This window comes from Streptomyces sp. NPDC101166, assembly GCF_044768125.1.
Lineage (GTDB): Bacteria > Actinomycetota > Actinomycetes > Streptomycetales > Streptomycetaceae > Streptomyces.
The window spans coordinates 1-1,211 of sequence record NZ_JBIWPF010000208.1 but is presented as its reverse complement, the minus strand read 5'-3'; the positions used below and the strand labels follow the sequence as shown (position 1 = coordinate 1,211).

Below are 1,211 nucleotides of genomic sequence, written 5' to 3'. Positions count from 1 at the left end.
GCGAACACCCCGGCCGCTACGACGCGACCCAGCGCAAGCTCGACATCGAGGCCATCGCCGACGCCCCGGGAGCGGTCCGCAGCGTGCAGCTCACCGAAGCCCTGCTGCGCGGCTACGACCTCGACGGCCCAGAGCTCATCGACGCGGGCCGCCTGCTGCGCAGCACCTTCCACGGTTTCGCGACGCTCGAGACCGTCGGCGGCTTCAACCACTCCCGCGAGACCGACGGGTCCTGGGCGCGCATCCTCGACGCCCTCCATCTGCTGCTGACCCAGTGGCCGACATCGAAACAGGAGACCCCGCAATGAGATCCGAGACGCTACCGGTACCGGGCGCGACCCTCTACTACGAGGTGCGCGGCAGCGGCCCGCTCGTGCTGTTCCTGCCCGGCGGCGGGGGCGACGCGGCCTCGGTGGACCCGATCGCCGAGGTTCTCGAGGACCGGTTCACGGTGGTTTCGCTGGATCAGCGCGGTTATTCGCGCAGTGTTCTCGACGGTCCGCAGCGGACCCAGCGGGTCGAGGTGCAGAGCGACGACGTCCACCGGCTGCTGAGCCACCTCACCGGTGAGCCCGCGCTCGTCGTCGGCGGCAGCAATGGCGCGATCGTCGGACTCGAGCTGCTGGCCCGGCATCCAGAGCAGGTGTCGCTGCTGATCGCGCACGAACCACCGTGTTTCGCCGTCCTTCCCGACGCCGCCGAACAGCGCGCCATGATCGACGAGGTCTACACGCTGTTCCGCACCGAAGGCCCCGGCCCGGCGTCGATGCGCTTCCTGGCGGGCATCGGTAATGCGATGAAACCGTCTCCCATGCCCGACGAACTGCCGCCGCGCGCCGCCGAGATGTGGGCACGACTGGCGGCCAACGGCCCGCTGATGCTCGAACACGAGCTGCGGGAATTCACCTCGTACCTACCCGATTTCGCGGCGCTCGCCCCGGTGGCCGATCGACTGGTCCTGGCCGCCGGGCGTGAGACGAAGGGCTGCCTGCCGTACCGTCCCGCCGTCGAGATCGCCCGCCGGCTGGGGATCGAGGTCACCGAGTTCCCCGGCGCCCACAACGGTATGCGCACCGAGGCCCCCGAATTCGCCGCGCGACTGGGCGACATCCTGACCGCGCACCTGCGCGCCGGAGCGGCCGGACGCTGTTAGCGTCGGCACATGATCACCGGTGCGCACACCATCCTCTACGCCGAGGACGCCGACGCGG

The 1,211-nt window shown here is 70.3% G+C and carries 2 protein-coding genes; both read left to right on the top strand.

The genetic code is table 11. The features are described from left to right. On the top strand, positions 1-308 hold a 308-nt coding region (locus ACIRS4_RS37780), incomplete at its 5' end, for a TetR-like C-terminal domain-containing protein (RefSeq protein WP_404204733.1). Further along, a complete protein-coding gene (locus ACIRS4_RS37775; protein WP_404204731.1) occupies positions 275-1,153 on the top strand; it encodes an alpha/beta fold hydrolase in 879 nt (292 codons plus the stop codon). The genes ACIRS4_RS37780 and ACIRS4_RS37775, both read left to right, overlap by 34 nt. The last annotated feature ends 58 nt before the right edge of the window (positions 1,154-1,211 follow it).